Raw genomic sequence first — 15,193 nt, 5'->3', positions numbered from 1 at the left:
CTCTTCAATACCCTGTGCAGGCGGACGGAAAGATCGCTGGCATCGGAGGCGGCCGGTCGGCTCCGATGCTTCCTGGTCGGTCAGCCCGATGGAATGGGGCCTGTGGCCGCCGTCCGGCAGCAGCTGGAGGTCAGCCCGCTGCCTTCATTTCCGCGAAGCCGGCGAAGTGCTTGGCAAACGTGTCCGGCCACGCGGCAAGCTCCACCCGCCCGTACCGCCAGTCCTTGTCGCTGAAGCGGAGGTCAAGGTAGCTCAGCGCCGCCGCAAGTGCGAAATGGCCGCCATTCAGCTTCTTTCCGGTCTTCGGCAGATGGCCGTTGAGGTGATCGAGCGCGCGGCTGACCTTGTCCCACTGCTTGTCGATCCAAGGCTGGTGCACTCTGTCTTCCGGGCGGCTGCGCCGCTCGTTCATAATCGCCAGGAGGCTGTCCATCACGCCGTCGCACAGTGCTTCCAGCACGTCCGCATCCGCCCGCTTCGGATCCTTCCTGGGGTAGAGCTTCCCGCCGGACAGACGATCGAGGTAATGCATGATGGCGACGCTGTCATAGATCGGCGGCTCGCCCTCGCGGATGAGTGTCGGAATCTTCCCGAGCGGATTGTTGGCCAACAGTTCGGGTGGATTGCTCGATGTGTCCACCTTCTCGGCATCCAGTCGGATGCCTGCGTGATGGGCAGCCATCCGCACCTTCGCGGCGTAGGGAGAGGCGGGCGAATAGAGGAGCTTCATTGCGGCGTCCTTGGGTGGTGCTTCGGTTATTCGGCGGGGGGAACGTCGATCTGGCTACGCTGGCAGCCGCGCCGGTCGACTTCGGCGCAGTCGCGGAACTGCAGGTCTTTCGTCAGGCAGATGCGCACCTCTTCCAGTTGCCGTCCTTCGCAGCTGGCGGCGATGCCCCGTGTCGTCATGCCCGGGTTGGCAGCGACGAACGCGCTCTCGATCTGTGCGGTCGAGAGAGTGAGCTGCTTTTCGCCTTCAGCAAGCGTGTCGGGAATGCGCACCCGATCGTAAGCCTTCCGGGTTTCGGCGAGATATTCTTTCTGGCTAAGCCCGGTGCAACTGCCGTGCTTGCGCCATTGGTGGCCGATCAGCCCCATCGACGGCATGATGTCGAACAGCGTCTCGCCGAGCGCGTTCGGCACACGCTGCGGTTCCCGGTTGCGGCAGAATTCGGGATAGCCGGCCTCGTATTGCGGCCACAGGCCATGGACAATGAAGCCATAGCGTTCACCACCGTCGCATTGCTGGGAACTGCGTCCGCCCTGCTGAGTTGCACAATAGGTTGGCGACCAGGAGAGCGACAGGACATAGAAATCGAAGTCAGGAGATTGCGCCCTTGCGGTGCCGCCCCAGGCGAAAAAAGCCAGGCATGCGAAAGCGGCTAATACGGTGCGGAAAGGTTGATCCATTAACCCATTGCCTCCAATGTGGGCGAGTCAGCGGTTGTTCTGCAGGTGCTGAAATGTCTTGGAGGAGAGAAGATCGGCAAGTTTGAATGACCTTGAAAAAGTACCTCTGGCCCGTCGTCGGCGCGGCGACGATAGCGGTTTGTGCCTGGCTTCTCTACAAGGAATTGCGCGGCCTTTCACTAGATGATGTCTGGGAAAGTCTCGCGGCGATCTCCCACACCCACTGGGTTTTGTCGGGGTTATGCACGCTGGTCGCCTATGCCGCCCTGGCCGGCTACGACCGCATTGCGCTCATGCATCTCGGCCGCAAGATCGACTGGTGGTTCATCACGATCTGCTCCTTCACCACCTATGCGCTGTCGCACAATGTTGGGGCATCGGTCGTGTCCGGTGCGGTCGTGCGCTACCGTGCCTATTCGTCAAAGGGCCTGACGCCGGCGGAGATTGGCATTCTCATCGCCGTTTGCTCATTCACCTTCATGCTCGGCACACTGCTTCTGGCTGGCCTGGTGCTGGTCATTGAACCGGAATTGACCGAGCGATTTGGCGATCTCGTGCCGGTCGAGGCCTCGGCTGTAACGGGCTTTGTGATTCTCGGCCTTGTCGCGCTCTACGTCGTTGCCAGCTTCATGAAGCTCAAGCCGATCAAACTGGGTTCGATCAACATCTTCTATCCCGCGCCGCGCGTCGTCATACCGCAGTTGATCATCGCACCGGTCGAGCTGATCGGTGCCGCCGGCATCATCTATTTCGCCCTCCCGGAAGCGGGAAATCCCGGCTTTCTGGTCGTGATGGGCATCTTCCTGATCTCGTTTTCAGCGGCGCTTCTGTCTCACGCCCCAGGCGGGCTCGGCGTGCTCGAGCTCGTCTTCGTCATGGGGCTGCCGGACATGGACCCGGCGGACGTGATTGCCGCGCTGCTGGTCTTCCGCCTGTTCTACCTGATCATCCCCTTCGTCATGGCGCTGGTGGTGATCCTGGTCTTCGAGCGCTCGCAGTTTCGCCGCAACAACCCGCCGGACATGCGGCGCGGCGAAACCTGATCCGCTACTCGCCGCGCAGCCAGAACGCCCGTTGCGAGGCGAAGCGGTCCTGTGCCAGTATGTTCTTCAGGACAGGCAGCAGCGTGTGCATCTCGTCCTTCAGCGTGAAGGGCGGGTTGACGACAACAAGGCCGGAGCCGGACAGCCCCGTCGTCTCCCGGTCGCTGCGTACCGAAAGCTCAAGGCCGAGCATCCTCGGGATTTCCAGCTCCTGAAGCGCCTGGTGGAACGCCCTGATCGGCGCTCCTTTCTTCAGCGGATACCAGAGGCAGTAGGTGCCGCCGGGAAAACGCCGGTAAGCCGTCGCCAGTCCGCTCACCAGTCGCTCGTATTCGCCATCTTCCTCGAAAGGCGGATCGACGAGGATGATGCCGCGTTTCTCCTTGGGCGGCAGGTGTGCGCCGAGCGCCAGCCAACCGTCCAGTTCCGTGACGCGTGCCTGATAATCCCCCTCGAAAAGCCGCGCCAGCCGGCGCGAGTCCTCGGGGTGGAGTTCCATGGCTGAGAGCCGATCCTGCGGCCGGAACAGCATCCGTGCCAGCTTCGGTGAGCCGGGATAGAGCTTCAGGTCGTTTTCCGGGTTTAGCTCGCGAATGATGCGGAGATACGGCGCCAGCAGGTCGGCAGCAGCGGCTGGAAGATCGGCATCGATCAGGCGCCCGATCCCGTCGCGCCATTCGCCGGTCTTCTGCGCCTCTTCCGAGGAGAGGTCGTAGAGGCCGATGCCGGCATGCGTGTCCAGCACGCGGAATGCCTTGTCCTTGTTCTGCATGTAGACGACGAGACGCGCCAGCACGGCGTGCTTCAGGATATCGGCGAAATTGCCCGCGTGGTAGATGTGCCGATAGTTCATGCCTGATTGTGTCCCGGATGAATTAATTTGATGAACTGCAAAAGCGCCTTTTTGCTGCTCCTGCCTTCGCATATAGAAATATCATGAACGTTACGACCCCGATCACGGCGAAAGCCACCTCGAATGTCAACCGCGTCGGCCATACGGTCTGCCCGCATGACTGTCCGTCCGCCTGCGCGCTAGATGTTGATCTGACGGCGGAAGGCAAGATCGGCCGCGTCCGCGGCTCGAGCGACAATACCTATACCGCCGGTGTCATCTGCGCCAAGGTCGCGCGCTACACCGAGCGGATCTACCATCCGCAGCGGCTTCTGACGCCGAAGCGCCGTATTGGCGCCAAGGGCGACGGTGCCTGGCAGGAGATATCCTGGGAGAATGCGCTCGACGAGATTGCCGACGCGTTTGTGAAGGCGGAAGCCCTTCACGGTACGGAAGCCGTCTGGCCCTATTTCTATGCGGGAACAATGGGGCAGGTGCAGCGAGATTCCATCGAGCGCCTGCGCCACGCCAAGAAGTATTCAGGCTTCTTCGGTTCGATCTGCACGAACATGGCCTGGACCGGATATGTCATGGGCACGGGCGCTCTACGCGGCCCTGATCCACGCGAGATGGCGAAGTCGGATTGCGTCGTGATCTGGGGGACGAACGCAGTTTCCACCCAGGTCAACGTCATGACGCATGCGGTGAAAGCCCGCAAGGAACGCGGTGCGAAGATCGTCGTCATCGATATCTACGACAATCCGACGATCAAGCAGGCCGACATGGGCCTGATCCTGAAGCCTGGCACAGATGCGGCTCTCGCCTGCGCCGTGATGCACATCGCCTTCCGTGACGGCTATGCTGATCGCGACTACATGGCGCAATACGCTGACGATCCCGCGGGCCTCGAAGCTCACCTTCGAACAAAGACACCTGAATGGGCCTCGGCCCTTACGGGTCTTTCGGTGGACGAGATCGAAGCGTTCGCGCGCCTTGTCGGGACGACGAAGAAGACATTCTTCCGCCTCGGCTACGGTTTCGGCCGCCAGCGCAACGGCACGGTCTCCATGCATTCGGCACTGTCGGTCGCGACCGTTCTTGGTTCCTGGCAATACGAAGGCGGCGGTGCTTTCCACAACAACGGCGAGATCTTCCGGCTGAACAAGGCGGAACTCATGGGCACGGCGTACGCTGATCCCGACATCCGCATGCTCGACCAGTCGCAGATCGGTCGCGTTCTGACCGGAGATGCCGAGGCACTGCGCCAGCGTGGTCCGGTGACGGCGCTGCTGATCCAGAACACCAACCCCGTCAACGTGGCGCCGGAACAGCGTCTGGTGAAACAGGGTTTCCTGCGCGATGACCTGTTTGTTGCAGTCCACGAGCAGTTCATGACTGAAACGGCGGAGGTGGCCGACATCGTGCTTCCGGCCACCATGTTCCTGGAGCATGACGACATCTACCGCGGAGGCGGCCAGAACCACATCCTGCTCGGCCCCAAGCTGGTCGATGCCCCGGACACGGTGCGCACCAACCTCTTCGTCATCGAGGAACTGGCAAGCCGCCTCGGCGTCTCGCATTATCCCGGTTTCGGTCTTTCCGAACGCGAGCATATCGACCGCATGCTGGCGGCGAGTGGCTGGCCCGGTTTTGATGCGCTTGCGCTACAACGCTGGATCGATGCCCAACCCGATTTCGAGACCGCCCACTACATCAAGGGCTTCGGCTATCCGGACGGCAAGTTCCGCTTCAGTCCCGACTGGGCGAATGGTCCGTCGCCGGATCGGCCCCCGAAGAGTATCGGACCGATGGGCCCGGTTGAAGCGCTGCCGAAATTCCCGGACTACGTCCCGGTCATCGAGGTCGCCAACGAGGAGCATCCGTTCCGCCTTGCCACGTCGCCTGCGCGCAGCTTCCTGAACTCGACCTTCGCGGAGACACCGAGTTCGGTTCAGAAGGAGAAGCGCCCCGAGGTGATGGTCGAACCTTCCGATGCCGCCCGGCTCGGGATCACAGACGGCGACGTCGTGAAGCTTGGAAACCCGCGTGGCGAAATCCGCCTTCATGCGAGGATCGTTGCCGGTGCGCGACCCGGTGTCCTGATTGCCGAAGGCCTCTGGCCCAACAAGGCTCATCTGGACGGGGAGGGCATCAACGTGCTGACCGGTGCCGATGCCGTCGCCCCCTATGGCGGCGCGGCCTTCCATGATAATCGCGTCTGGCTGCGCAAGGCCTGACGACTGCCCGCAGGTTCCATCCGGGACAAGCGCATCCAGATAGGACGGACATGCTCGACATCGATACCTCCGAGGCAGAACGCGTGCGGCTGATCTCCAGAGCGAGGTTGTGGAAGGGGTTCGTGCATCTTCAGAAACTCGTCTTCGAACAGCGGATGCCGGACGGCAGCATGGTTACGCTCGATCGCGAGGTGCACGACCATGGCACGGCAGCGGCGATCCTTCTCCATGATCCCAAGGAGGGAAGTGTCGTTCTGGTTCGCCAGTTCCGGCCCGGCGCCTTCGTCAATGGCGATCCGGCCTTCATGCTGGAAGTCCCGGCCGGGCTGATCGACGAGGATGAGTTGCCTGCAGATGCGGTGATCCGTGAGGCAATGGAAGAAACCGGTTTCGAGATCGACGAGGCCCGCTATCTGTTCGACATGTATGCCAGCCCCGGCACTCTGACGGAGAAGGTCGCGCTGTTCGTCGCAAGCGTCAGCGCCGACCGCAGACCGGGAACAGGCGGAGGCCTGGCCGGTGAGGGCGAGGATATCGAAGTGGTGACCATGGGGCTGGATGATGCCTATGCGATGATCCGCACTGGCGAGATCAACGACGCCAAGACGATCGTCCTGCTGCAATGGGCGATGCTTAATCGCGACAGTCTGTCGGGTTGAAAACAATCTAGCCGTGACATCGGTCAGAGGGCCTGATGACCACCCGGGAGGTGGGAGGCGCCTGCCTCAGCTCATCGGTGACAGAAGCGTTGCGTCGGCATTGCCGGTGCCATTCGTCTGTATGACGCGGCCATCCTCCATCCGGACGTTCCCCTCCGCGACGAGCTTGAGCGCCAACGGATAGAGCTGGTGCTCGACCGTCAGAACCCGAGCCGCCAACGTATCGGCGGTATCGCTGCCGATCACGGGCACCGCCGCCTGTGCAACGATCGGGCCTTCATCGATGCCTTCGGTGACGAAATGAACGCTGCAGCCGGCAATTTTCATGCCGGCATCGATGGCGCGCTGGTGCGTATGAAGGCCTGGAAACAGCGGCAGCAGGGAAGGGTGGATGTTGAGTATCCGCCCTTCGTGGCGCCTTATGAAGTCACCGGAAAGCAGGCGCATATATCCGGCAAGGCAGATGATGTCCGGCCGGATTTCGTCTAGCGCTGCCAGAATGGCTTCTTCGTGTTCCGGCTTGCCGGCATAGTCCTTGCGTTCGAACACGCGGGTAGGAATGCCGAGCGCTTCGGCCTTTGCCAATCCACCGGCCGAAGGCTTGTCAGAAATGACGCAGGCGATCTCGGCAGGCCAGTCCGCAGCCTCGCACGCCTTTGCCAGCGTGAGCATGTTGGAGCCGCCGCCGGAGATGAAGACGACGACGCGCTTGCGGCCCCTCTGGCTGGCCGATGGGATCATAGGCCAAGCGTGCCCTGATAGATGACGCCCTGAGCGCCTTCCTCACGCGCCACCATGCGGCCAAGCGGCACCACCACTTCACCTTCGGCGGACAGCGCGTCCGTCACGGCTTGAGCATTCTCGGCGGCCACGACGATGATCATGCCGATGCCGCAATTGAAAGTACGCAGCATTTCCTTCGCCTCGACGCCGCCTGTCTTGGCAAGCCAGGAAAAGACCGGCGGGACCGGAATAGAGTCGAGATCGATTTCAGCCGCGAGGTTTTTCGGCAGAACGCGCGGGATGTTCTCCGGGAAGCCGCCGCCGGTGATGTGGGCCAACGCCTTGATGGCGCCGGTCTCGCGGATAGCCTTCAGAAGCGGCTTTACATAGATCCGGGTCGGCGTCAGCAGAGCCTCGCCGAGCGTCTTGCCATCCGCGAAGGGGGCCGCATCGCTCCAGTCGAGCTTCGAGACGGTAACGATCTTGCGGACCAGCGAAAAACCGTTGGAATGCACGCCGGAGGAGGTGAGGCCGAGGATCATGTCGCCGGCTGCAATGTCGCCAACCGGCAGAAGCTGGCCGCGCTCCGCGGCACCGACTGCGAAGCCCGCGAGGTCATAGTCGCCGCCCGCATACATGCCGGGCATTTCGGCTGTCTCGCCGCCGATCAGCGCGCAGCCGGCGTCTCGGCATCCGGCGGCGATGCCCTGCACGATGGCGGCGCCCTGGTCTGGATCGAGCTTTCCGGTGGCAAAGTAGTCGAGGAAGAAGAGCGGCTCGGCACCCTGGACGACGAGGTCGTTGACGCACATGGCAACGAGGTCGATCCCGACGGTGTCGTGCTGATTGGCGTCGATGGCGATCTTGAGCTTGGTGCCGACGCCGTCATTGGCGGCCACCAGGACCGGATCGGTGAAGCCGGCAGCGCGCAGGTCGAACAGGCCGCCGAAACCGCCTATCTCCCCGTCGGCGCCGGGACGCCGCGTCGAGCGCACGGCCGGCTTGATCTTCTCGACCATCAAGTTGCCCGCGTCGATATCAACGCCTGCATCGCTGTAGGTGAGACCGTTCTTGCCCGCCTCGCTCATCGTACTGTCTCCGCTCGCTACGCTTTGAGGGGCCATTGCACGGGACGCGGCGTTATGCAAGCGTCAGGCCCGCCTTTGCAGGGGTAAACATCCGGTGGAGCTGATCCACTTGACCTTTGCGGCAATGCCAGCATATCGGTGTCGCAGGCCGCAGCCATGAGGAATTTGACGCATGCCTTATCATATCAGCGGCGCGAGCCTTCGGCGCCAGGTCCTGTTCTGGGTGGCGGCCGTCTTCGTCTTCGTTATCTTCCTCTGGGCGTTTCGCTCTATCCTGTTGCCGTTCGTCGCGGGCATGGCACTCGCCTATTTCCTGGATCCGGTAGCCGACTGGCTGGAACGGCGGGGCCTGAGCCGCATGATGGCGACCACCGTCATCCTTGTCTGCTTCGTGCTCGTCTTCACCGTGTCCCTGATGGTCATCATTCCGATCATCGTCAGCCAGTTGAACGATTTTGGCATGGCGCTGCCTGAATATATCGGAAAGCTCCAGGAATTGGTCGCGAGCCCCCGGGCATTTCTGCCGGATTGGATCAGCGCCCAGATCGAGGCCGTGAAGGGTAATTTCTCCAATGTGATGTCGGAGGGGGCCGGTTTCATCGGTGGCCTGCTCAAGCAGATCTGGGCCTCGGGACGCACGCTGCTCGACGTGTTTTCCCTGCTGGTCGTCACGCCCGTCGTCGCGTTCTATCTTCTGCTCGATTGGGATAAGATGGTATCCAAGGTGGACAGCTGGATTCCACGTGATCAATCGATCACAGTGCGCCAATTGGCTCGGGATATGGACTCGGCGATCGCCGGCTTCGTCCGTGGTCAGGGCTCCATCTGCCTTGTTCTCGGTATTTTCTACGCCATCGGCCTCTCGCTCGTCGGGCTGAATTTCGGCCTGTTGATCGGCTTTGCCGCGGGCATGATCAGTTTCATTCCCTATGTGGGCTCCTTCGTCGGCCTGCTTCTTTCGGTTGGCGTCGCGCTCGTGCAGTTCTGGCCGGATTACACCTGGATCATTGCCACCGCCGCCATCTTCTTCGCCGGTCAGTTCATCGAGGGGAACATTTTGCAACCGAAGCTGATGGGCTCGCGGATCGGCCTGCATCCTGTCTGGCTGATGTTCGCACTGTTTGCCTTCGGCGCCATGTTTGGCTTTGTCGGCCTGCTGATTGCAGTCCCCGCGGCAGCCGTTGTCGGTGTGCTTGTCCGTTTCGCCCTCTCGCGGTATCTTGACAGCGATCTCTATTACGGACGGTCGGCCACGCTCCCCTGGGAGGAGGTGCCGCCGTCCCAGGTACTGGAGCATTCCCAGGACAAGCAATGAACGACACGACAGAGCGCGACCAGCGGCGCCACGAACAGCTGCCGCTGGCCTTCACCTATGATGCAGCGACGGGTCGCGAGGACCTGCTGGTTTCCGAGCGGCTGAATGCGGCTGTCTCCATCATCGACGCATGGCCGCATTGGCCCTCGCCAGTGGTCATTCTTGCCGGCCCGGTGGGGTCCGGAAAATCTCATCTGGCGGCCATCTGGCAGACGCGAAGCCAGGCGGCGGATATCCATCCGACGAGCGGGTCCGGAGGGGCGTCTCTCGCCGCAGCGGGCCCTGTGTTGTTCGAGGACGCCGATCGCCGCGGTTTCGACGATGCCGAACTCTTCCACATCATAAACAGCGTCCGCGAGAACGGTCATAGCCTTCTCATGACGTCGCGGCTCTGGCCCATGTCGTGGCCGGTGACGCTGCCGGACCTGCGATCGCGCCTGAAGGCGGCGACTGTGGTCGAGATCGGCGAACCGGACGAGGAACTCCTCGCCCAGGTCATCGTCAAGCTGTTTGCCGACCGGCAGCTTTACATAGATGACAAGCTTGTCGGTTACATCGTCAACCGGATGGAACGTTCGCTCGGCTCCGCGCAGACCATCGTCGAGCGGCTCGACCGGCTGGCCTTGGGCCGCGGCACGCGGATCACGCGCCAGCTTGCGGCGGAAGTCCTGAACGAGGTTGGAAATCCCGGCGAGGGCGATTGACTGTCATAGTTCCGTCGTCAAACTGTAATATCGGCCGGGGGTGAAATGGGGGCGATGAAATGGACTTGACGACGGAGACGCATCAGCAGGGCGAACAGACGCCGGTTGCCCATGAGCTGATGACCAGCCCGGACCGCTTCATCAACCGGGAATTCTCCTGGCTGCAATTCAACCGCCGCGTTCTCGAGGAAACGCTGAACACGGCCCACCCCCTACTCGAGCGGGTCCGCTTCCTCTCCATCTCGGCCGCCAACCTCGACGAATTCTTCATGGTGCGGGTCGCGGGCCTGGAAGGCCAGGTGCGGCAGGGCATCGTCGTTCGCAGCCCCGATGGCAAGACGCCCGCCGAGCAGCTCGACGCGATCCTGCAGGAGATCGATAACCTGCAGATGGAGCAACAGGCGTCTCTTGCCGTTCTGCAGCAGTATCTCGCCCGCGAGGACATCCTGATCGTCCGGCCCGCCGCGATGTCGTCGGAGGATCGCAACTGGCTTGCGACGACTTTCGACAACGAACTCTTCCCGGTCCTGACGCCGTTGTCGATCGATCCGGCTCATCCGTTCCCCTTCATTCCCAACCTCGGCTTTTCCATCGCCCTGCAGCTCGCCAGCCTGAGCGGCCGCGACCCGATGACCGGTCTCCTGCGCCTGCCGCCGACGCTTGACCGCTTCGTGCGCCTGCCGGACGATGGCGCGACCATCCGCTACATCACGCTGGAGGATGTGGTTGGAATGTTCACCAACCGGCTCTTCCCGGGATACGAGGTCAAGGGTGCCGGTACTTTCCGCATCATCCGCGACAGCGATATCGAGGTCGAGGAAGAGGCCGAAGACCTAGTTCGCTTCTTTGAAACGGCACTGAAGCGCCGCCGCCGCGGCAAGGTCATCCGGATCGAGACCGACTCCGAGATGCCGGCGTCGCTGCGGCAGTTCGTCGTGCAGGAACTCGGCGTTCCGGAGAATCGCATTGCGGTTCTGCCGGGCCTGCTGGCGCTCAACACGCTTTCGGAGATCACCAAGGCGCCGCGAGACGACCTGCGCTTTGAACCGTTCAATCCGCGTTTTCCCGAGCGCGTCCGCGAGCACGCCGGCGATTGCCTTGCTGCGATCCGCGAAAAGGACATGGTCGTCCACCACCCCTACGAGAGCTTCGACGTGGTCGTGCAGTTCCTGCTGCAGGCCGCCCGCGATCCCGATGTGCTGGCGATCAAGCAGACGCTCTACCGCACCTCGAACGATAGCCCGATCGTCCGTGCGCTGATCGATGCCGCCGAAGCCGGTAAGTCCGTGACGGCACTCGTCGAGCTCAAGGCTCGCTTCGACGAGGAAGCCAACATCCGCTGGGCGCGCGACCTGGAGCGTGCCGGCGTGCAGGTTGTGTTCGGCTTCATCGAGCTGAAGACCCATGCCAAGATGTCGATGGTCGTGCGCCGCGAAGACGGCAAGCTCCGCACCTATTGCCACCTGGGCACCGGCAACTACCACCCGATTACCGCCAAGATCTACACGGACCTGTCGTTCTTTACCTGCAATCAGAAGATCGCCCACGACATGGCGAATATCTTCAATTTCATCACCGGGTATGGCGAGCCGGAAGAGAGCATGAAGCTCGCCGTGTCGCCCTATACGCTTCGCTCGCGCATCCTGCGCCACATCGAGGAAGAGACCGCCCACGCCAAGAACGGTGCGCCGGCCGCGATCTGGATGAAGATGAATTCGCTGGTCGATCCGGACATCATCGATGCGCTCTATCGCGCAAGTCAGGCTGGGGTCGATGTCGATCTCGTGGTGCGTGGCATCTGCTGCCTGCGCCCCAAGGTTGCTGGCCTTTCGGACAACATCCGCGTCAAGTCGATCGTTGGCCGGTTCCTGGAGCACAGCCGCATATTCTGCTTCGGCAACGGCTTTGGTCTGCCATCGGACAAGGCGCTCGTCTACATCGGCTCGGCCGACATGATGCCCCGCAATCTCGACCGCCGCGTGGAGACGCTTGTGCCGCTTCTCAACCCCACGGTGCATGAGCAGGTTCTGTCCCAGATCATGCTGGGCAACTTGATTGACAACCAGCAGAGCTACGAGATATTGGCCGACGGAACGTCAAGGCGCATCGAGGTGCGTCCCGGCGAGGAACCTTTTAACGCACAACAGTATTTCATGACCAATCCGAGTCTATCCGGTCGTGGTGAAGCTCTGAATTCGAGTGCTCCGAAACTGATTGCCGGCCTCATGTCCGGACGCAAGAAATAGGCAGTATGGTAAGATCGGAAGCCCAAGGGCGGCTCCCGGGCATCGCCCCGGTCTCCGTTGTCGATATCGGTTCCAACTCGGTCCGTCTCGTCATATACGAGGGCCTTTCACGCGCGCCCGCCACACTCTTCAACGAGAAGGTCCTGTGCGGGCTGGGCAAGGGACTTGCGTCGACCGGCCGCCTGGATCCGGTGGCCGTTGAACGGGCGCTTGCCGCGCTCAGACGCTTTCGAGCTCTTTCCGAGCAGGCCCGAGCAACCGACATCTACGTGCTGGCAACTGCTGCTGCGCGCGAGGCTACCAACGGTTCGGGCTTCATCCGCAATGCGGAGCAGATCCTTGGGTGCAGGGTCCAGGTCCTGACCGGCGAGGAGGAAGCCCTTTATTCCGCCCATGGCGTGATCAGCGGCTTCCATGATCCGGACGGGATCGCCGGCGACCTTGGCGGCGGGTCTCTCGAACTCATCGACATCCGCAGGGAACGGCTCGGCCGTGGCATTACCCTTCCGCTGGGTGGTCTTCGCCTGTCGGAAACCTCGGGCCAGTCGCTGCAAAAGGCGAGGGCCATCAGTGCGGAGCAGATTTCCAAGGCGAAGTTCCTGAAGGATGGCGAGGGCCGGACCTTCTATGCCGTGGGCGGTACTTGGCGTAACATTGCCAAGCTGCACATGGAAATCACTGGGTACCCGCTGCACATGATGCAGGGGTACAAGGTCGGGTTCAAGGAGATGGACGCCTTTCTCGATACGGTGATCGAGGGTGGGGACAGCAAGCATCCCGCATGGCAGGCGGTCTCCAAGAACCGCCGAGCGCTGCTGCCTTTTGGCGCGGTTGCGATGCAGGAAGTGCTCCGGGCGATGAAGCCGGCCCGCATCCTGTTCTCGGCCCAGGGCGTTCGTGAAGGCTACCTCTATTCGCTGCTCTCCGATGAGGAGAAGGCGAGCGATCCTCTGCTGGTTGCCGCCGACGAACTGGCGATCCTGCGCGCGCGCTCGCCCGAGCATGCACGCGAACTCACCACCTGGACAGGCCGGATGGTGCCGCTTTTCAGCATCGACGAGAACGAGGAAGAGAGCCGCTACCGGCAGGCCGCCTGCCTTCTGGCCGATATCAGCTGGCGGGCCCATCCGGATTATCGCGGGCCGCAGGCGCTGAACCTCATAGCGCACTCGTCGCTGGTCGGCATCACGCATCCGGGCCGTGCCTATCTCGCGCTCGCGAATTACTATCGGTTCGAAGGGTTGCAGGATGATGGCGCTTCCAGCCCGCTCGCCGCCATCGCCGGACCGCGTCTGCAGGATCTGGCGAAACTTCTGGGCGGTCTTCTGCGTGTCGTCTACCTGTTTTCGGCCTCCATGCCGGGGATCGTCAACAGCCTGTCCTTCCGTCGTTCCTCGTCGCCGGATCTCGACCTGGAGTTCGTGGTGCCCCATGAGCACGCGGATTTGGCCGGCGAGCGTCTCGACGGCCGGCTGCAGCAGCTTGCCAAGCTGACCGGCAAGCGTCTGGCCTTCAAGTTCGAGTAGGATTACGGCGTCTCCTCTCCCCGCGAGCGGGGAGAGGGTCGATTGACCGCTTACTTCGCGGCGAGGAAATCGCCGACTTCCAGCAGTACGAATTCGTTATCGTCCGCCTTGTCGATCGCGCGACCTGCCGAGAAAGGCAGGTTGTTGTCGTTGCCGACGATGATGTGCGTCGGATCGACGACGTCGACATCCTCGATGGTGACGAAGGGCATGTCGTAGAAGCCTTCGCCGCCGCCCTGGCGTGCCACGCCATTCGGATCCTTCACCTGCATCAGGTCGATATAGCCGATCTTGCGCACTGCCTTGCCGACATTCTCTTCCGTCATCTCGATCTTGTAGATCCGCTTGAGCTTGGCGGGCGTCGCAAAGCAGGTCGGCTCCGGCTTCTTCGGATCGGCACACGCCCGGTCGGCGGTGCCGGCGCCGTTGTCACGCTCGATGACGAGTGCCGTCGTGTCGTCGATCATGTTGAAATCGCCGATAGCCTCGCCACCGTCCGCTAGCGGATAGAACCAGCTGCGTCCGGTCCAGTCCTTCGACGCGACATCCAGTTCGATGATCCTGAGCGCCGTCTTGCCGTCGGCGGCCTCGAGCGAGCCGTCCTCGAGGTAGAGCGGGCCTTCGAGCAGGCCATAGAGCTTCGTGCCGTCCTTCGACATCGCAAGGCCCTCGTAGCCGCCTGAGCGCTTGAGGTTGAAGGCAGCCATCTTTGCCGTCGGATTGGCCGGCGTGACGAGAGCCGGATGGTCCGGGGACTTGACCTCCACTTCGCCCGCCTTCGTGGCGATGACGTCGGTCAGCTTGCCTTCGCTGGAGAACTTGAGGATGTACGGACCGAATTCCTCACCGACCCAGAAGCCGTCCTCGACCGGCTGGATGGATTCGAGGTCAAAGTCCGCGCCGGTCAGGTAGCGCGCGTCACTGCCTTCCAGCACGATCGGGAAGGGTGCCTTGCGATCCGGATCGCTGAGAAAGACGGTGTCCAGCCGCTCGACCATGCCGTTTTCCCAATCGAAGCGAATGTTGTGCAGCATCAGGGCAGCATCGCTCGAGTTGCTCTTCGAACCGAAGCCGTTATCGGAAAGGCTCCAGAACGTGCCATCCGGCATCGTCTTTATGCCGGAGAAGCCCTGGACGGGCTGGCCGTCGAAGGGCAGCGAAAGGCCGGTCGGACGCACGCCGTCCTTGCCGGGGACGGTGCCGAGGCCTTCGGCGCGCTTGCGGTTGGGTGTCGAGAACTTGCCGGAGGTCTTCAGATGCTCCGGCGCATCTTCCGGTGCGGCAATGATGGTGTTCGCCGGCAGAATGGCGTGCGAGACGAGCGTGGCGGAAAATTCCTGTTCGTCGGCAAAGGCGTGGCCACCCATCAAAGCGGCAAGCGCGACGGATGCGAGCAAAGTCCTGATCATG

13 protein-coding genes are annotated in these 15,193 nt (G+C 62.3%); 7 read left to right on the top strand and 6 right to left on the bottom strand.

Annotation, left to right across the window (positions count from 1 at the left end; all coding sequences use genetic code 11):
• Positions 1 to 130: 130 nt before the first annotated feature.
• Complete coding sequence (locus LH464_RS12595) at positions 131 to 730, bottom strand: glutathione S-transferase (RefSeq protein ID WP_226786741.1); 600 nt, start codon at positions 728 to 730, stop codon at positions 131 to 133.
• Positions 731 to 756: 26 nt separating this feature from the next.
• Positions 757 to 1,410 carry a ribonuclease T2 family protein gene (locus LH464_RS12590; protein ID WP_226786740.1) on the bottom strand — a complete coding sequence of 218 codons (654 nt, stop codon included), beginning with the start codon at positions 1,408 to 1,410 and terminating at the stop codon, positions 757 to 759.
• An 86-nt stretch (positions 1,411 to 1,496) separates the two neighbouring features.
• On the opposite strand from LH464_RS12590, the gene LH464_RS12585 reads away from it, so the two are divergent.
• Positions 1,497 to 2,453: a lysylphosphatidylglycerol synthase domain-containing protein gene (locus LH464_RS12585; protein ID WP_226786739.1), complete on the top strand. Its 957-nt coding sequence runs from the start codon at positions 1,497 to 1,499 to the stop codon at positions 2,451 to 2,453.
• Between the two features lie 4 nt (positions 2,454 to 2,457).
• Here LH464_RS12585 and LH464_RS12580 read toward each other — a convergent pair whose 3' ends face one another.
• Positions 2,458 to 3,306 carry a 23S rRNA (adenine(2030)-N(6))-methyltransferase RlmJ gene (locus LH464_RS12580; RefSeq protein WP_226786738.1) on the bottom strand — a complete coding sequence of 283 codons (849 nt, stop codon included), beginning with the start codon at positions 3,304 to 3,306 and terminating at the stop codon, positions 2,458 to 2,460.
• A gap of 83 nt (positions 3,307 to 3,389) precedes the next feature.
• Between LH464_RS12580 and LH464_RS12575 the strand changes: the two genes are divergently transcribed.
• Both LH464_RS12575 and LH464_RS12570 read left to right on the top strand, forming a co-directional pair.
• Complete coding sequence (locus LH464_RS12575) at positions 3,390 to 5,522, top strand: molybdopterin-containing oxidoreductase family protein (protein WP_226786737.1); 2,133 nt, start codon at positions 3,390 to 3,392, stop codon at positions 5,520 to 5,522.
• A gap of 50 nt (positions 5,523 to 5,572) precedes the next feature.
• Positions 5,573 to 6,181: an NUDIX domain-containing protein gene (locus LH464_RS12570; protein WP_226786736.1), complete on the top strand. Its 609-nt coding sequence runs from the start codon at positions 5,573 to 5,575 to the stop codon at positions 6,179 to 6,181.
• Positions 6,182 to 6,247: 66 nt separating this feature from the next.
• Here the strand turns inward: LH464_RS12570 and purN are convergent, their stop codons facing one another.
• Together purN and purM are read right to left on the bottom strand one after the other, a co-directional pair.
• Entirely contained in the window at positions 6,248 to 6,922 is a 675-nt protein-coding gene (gene purN, locus LH464_RS12565; protein ID WP_226786735.1) for a phosphoribosylglycinamide formyltransferase, read from the bottom strand.
• The gene (gene purM / locus LH464_RS12560; protein ID WP_226786734.1) at positions 6,919 to 7,992 is read right to left on the bottom strand and encodes a phosphoribosylformylglycinamidine cyclo-ligase; all 1,074 of its coding nucleotides are present in this window, start codon (positions 7,990 to 7,992) and stop codon (positions 6,919 to 6,921) included. Before purM ends, purN begins: the two co-directional genes overlap by 4 nt.
• A 172-nt stretch (positions 7,993 to 8,164) precedes the next feature.
• Between purM and LH464_RS12555 the strand changes: the two genes are divergently transcribed.
• The 4 genes from LH464_RS12555 to ppx are packed head-to-tail and all read left to right on the top strand — an operon-like array spanning position 8,165 to position 13,783.
• Complete coding sequence (locus LH464_RS12555; RefSeq protein WP_226786733.1) at positions 8,165 to 9,307, top strand: AI-2E family transporter; 1,143 nt, start codon at positions 8,165 to 8,167, stop codon at positions 9,305 to 9,307.
• Positions 9,304 to 10,011, top strand: a complete 708-nt coding sequence (gene hdaA, locus LH464_RS12550) for a DnaA regulatory inactivator HdaA (RefSeq protein ID WP_226786732.1) — start codon at positions 9,304 to 9,306, stop codon at positions 10,009 to 10,011. The genes LH464_RS12555 and hdaA overlap by 4 nt, the downstream gene beginning before the upstream one ends.
• A 59-nt stretch (positions 10,012 to 10,070) precedes the next feature.
• Complete coding sequence (locus LH464_RS12545) at positions 10,071 to 12,257, top strand: RNA degradosome polyphosphate kinase (protein ID WP_226786731.1); 2,187 nt, start codon at positions 10,071 to 10,073, stop codon at positions 12,255 to 12,257.
• 5 nt (positions 12,258 to 12,262) lie between these two features.
• The gene (gene ppx, locus LH464_RS12540; RefSeq protein ID WP_226786730.1) at positions 12,263 to 13,783 is read left to right on the top strand and encodes an exopolyphosphatase; all 1,521 of its coding nucleotides are present in this window, start codon (positions 12,263 to 12,265) and stop codon (positions 13,781 to 13,783) included.
• 50 nt (positions 13,784 to 13,833) lie between these two features.
• Here the strand turns inward: ppx and LH464_RS12535 are convergent, their stop codons facing one another.
• Positions 13,834 to 15,192, bottom strand: a complete 1,359-nt coding sequence (locus LH464_RS12535) for an esterase-like activity of phytase family protein (protein WP_226786729.1) — start codon at positions 15,190 to 15,192, stop codon at positions 13,834 to 13,836.
• Position 15,193 lies beyond the last annotated feature (1 nt).

This window comes from Pseudorhizobium xiangyangii (genome assembly GCF_020531965.1).
GTDB classification, from domain to species: domain Bacteria; phylum Pseudomonadota; class Alphaproteobacteria; order Rhizobiales; family Rhizobiaceae; genus Neorhizobium; species Neorhizobium xiangyangii.
The sequence above is the reverse complement of the archived record's forward strand: the minus strand, read 5'-3'. Positions and strand labels throughout refer to the sequence as shown.